Raw genomic sequence first — 2,240 nt, forward strand, 5'->3', positions numbered from 1 at the left:
TCGATCATCCCTTGCATCGATTTGCCCTCGTAAACGGGATCGGTAATCATGCCCTCGAGCCGCGCGCACAGACGGATTGCCTCTTTGGTTTCCTCCGATGGAACGCCATAACCCGGGTACGCGTAGTCCTTGAACAACACCACGTCTGCCTCGACAATTTCCGCTCCGAGGTGGACGAGCTTCGCTGTATTTCGGGCGATGCCAAGCACCTGCGCCTTGGTCTTGGCGGGCATGGCGGAGGCATCGATACCGATCACGTTGCGCTGTCGACCGTCCTTGGCGAACCCGACGAGCATGCCGCCGTGGGTTGAACCAGTCACCGTACAGACGACGATGTAGTCGAAGGCAAACCCAAGCTGCTTTTCCTGGGCGCGTACCTCCTCAGCGAACCCCACATAGCCCAGGCCGCCGTATTTGTGGACAGAGGCGCCGGCCGGTATCGCATAGGGCCGTCCTCCCCTTGCCTTGACCTCATAAAGTGCCTTTTCCCAGCTGCGGCGGATGCCGATGTCAAAGCCCTCGTCAACCAGGCGCACCTCTGCCCCCATGATGCGGCTCAAGAGGATATTGCCGACCCGGTCGTAGACGGCATCATCATGTGGGACCCAGCTCTCCTGGACCAGGAAGCATTTCATGCCGATCTTGGCGGCGACCGCAGCGACCATGCGCGTATGGTTGGACTGCACGCCACCGATTGTGACGAGCGTATCGGCATCTGACGCGATCGCGTCGGGCACAATGTACTCGAGCTTGCGCAGCTTGTTTCCGCCGAGCGCGAGACCAGAGTTGCAGTCCTCGCGTTTGGCGTAGATTTCCACCTTGTCGCCCAGATGCTTGCCGAGGCGGTCGAGCCTCTCGATCGGCGTGGGCCCAAAGGTGAGCGGATAACGTTCGAATTTTTCCAGCATGCTCTCTCCAGCAAGAAGTTACCTGAGCCAGCTACGCTCCGATGAGCCCAAGGGTTGTGAGTCTCGAAGCCAGCCCCATTTGGAGACGGTGCAGAAGAGCTTCATCCTTATGCGCCGAGCTGTTCATCGCGACGAAGCAGCTCTCATCCGGCGTGCCGTGATGACTCTTATGTGCCTAATCGACCCAACACCCGCATCTCCTTGGCCTAAGGACAAACCGAATGTGGTCGCGTCCCACTGCCAAATACAGATCCCCTATATCGATCAGCTCAGTGATCAGAGGGTTACCAAAAGTGGTGTGGGCCTGAGCACTGATCATGTCATTCGCGCGTCAAAGCAGCAGCACATGCTGGGTAATTGACTTAGCTCGGACACAGCTGAAATTTCATTCCGCAGCTGATCAGAGTTCAGACGACTGATACCCGAGCTTTCCTGGAACTATCGGCATGCTGGCCCCTGTGGCGAGTTCCACGAGCGCGGCTAGACTGCCGGATCAGAAAGAGTAGGCGGCCGAAATAGCAGGCCTGAAGCAGCAGCGAACAGGCCAGCGTCGTGACGACTGCCAGACGGAGCGAATCCAAAGCGAAGTAAACCATCGACGCATTGCTGCACAGGACCAGCCCTACGAGCCGACAAAAGATATGAAGTGCACGCCGTTCCCCTGGTTTTTTCGCCAGATCATGTTGCGAGCTCGTCGGCCGCAACATGCGTCTGGCAGTTCTTGGGGCAGACGCGGCCGCAGGCTCCGCAGCCGATGCAGCGGCCGGCATCATCGACAACCATGATCATGCGATTGAGCTCGCCGTCGAAATCGTCGTCTTCGTCATCGCAGGGGCCGAGGATTTCACCCGCGTCATTGACACCGTGAAGATGCATGACATCGCGCGAGCAGACCTTGAAACAACGGCCGCAGCCGATGCAGGTCTTGCTATCGATGAAGGTCAGGTACGACGGCATCCAAATGGAGCCGTCACGGGTGGTGAATGTGCGCATCATCCTAAATTCTTCATTGAAGCGAGTTCTCTCTTGGCAACATCCAACTCGGCATAAACGGCGTGGGTTTTCTCGGCGACTTCCTGTATGTCGGCCCACTTGCCCGGCAGACCCTCGACAAGGTCCTGCAATGCCATCTTGGCAATAGCTGCACGCAACTGGAGCTTTCGGACTTTCTTCCTCATCTTATCTAGGTCTGACATAGATCCTTCCTGGAACAATGGTTTTCTTGATGCGCGCCATCTCGGGCTAGGCTTCAATGGCTGCAGTCGCATCGTCGACCAGTTTCGTACCGGCCTCAGCCAGTTTGCGGAAAGTCTCGAAGCCGAACCGGTGGAC

The 2,240-nt window shown here is 57.7% G+C and carries 5 protein-coding genes; all 5 read right to left on the bottom strand.

The annotated features are described in order from the left end of the window. A partial coding sequence (locus EN857_RS33165) for a 1-aminocyclopropane-1-carboxylate deaminase (RefSeq protein ID WP_135859700.1) occupies positions 1-908 on the bottom strand: 908 nt, incomplete at its 3' end. 407 nt (positions 909-1,315) lie between these two features. Next, positions 1,316-1,681 (bottom strand): exopolysaccharide production repressor protein, encoded by a 366-nt coding sequence (locus tag EN857_RS36405; protein WP_348630800.1) that lies wholly within the window; start codon positions 1,679-1,681, stop codon positions 1,316-1,318. Then, the gene (gene fdxB, locus EN857_RS33175; protein WP_189521685.1) at positions 1,587-1,904 is read right to left on the bottom strand and encodes a ferredoxin III, nif-specific; all 318 of its coding nucleotides are present in this window, start codon (positions 1,902-1,904) and stop codon (positions 1,587-1,589) included. Before fdxB ends, EN857_RS36405 begins: the two co-directional genes overlap by 95 nt. Next, positions 1,901-2,104, bottom strand: coding sequence for a CCE_0567 family metalloprotein (locus EN857_RS33180; protein WP_029356497.1), 204 nt, complete (start codon positions 2,102-2,104; stop codon positions 1,901-1,903). The genes fdxB and EN857_RS33180 overlap by 4 nt, the downstream gene beginning before the upstream one ends. Positions 2,105-2,150: 46 nt before the next feature. Next, positions 2,151-2,240 (bottom strand): DUF269 domain-containing protein (locus EN857_RS33185; RefSeq protein ID WP_135859701.1); only part of this gene is annotated, 90 nt, incomplete at its 5' end.

It is taken from the genome of Mesorhizobium sp. M4B.F.Ca.ET.214.01.1.1, from assembly GCF_004791545.1.
Lineage (GTDB): Bacteria > Pseudomonadota > Alphaproteobacteria > Rhizobiales > Rhizobiaceae > Mesorhizobium > Mesorhizobium abyssinicae.

Coding starts and splice junctions, on each gene's coding strand:
- fdxB (WP_189521685.1), bottom strand. CDS start 1,904: ATGATGCGCACATTCACCACCCGTGACGGCTCCATTTGGATGCCGTCG.
- EN857_RS33180 (WP_029356497.1), bottom strand. CDS start 2,104: ATGTCAGACCTAGATAAGATGAGGAAGAAAGTCCGAAAGCTCCAGTTG.
- EN857_RS36405 (WP_348630800.1), bottom strand. CDS start 1,681: ATGATGCCGGCCGCTGCATCGGCTGCGGAGCCTGCGGCCGCGTCTGCC.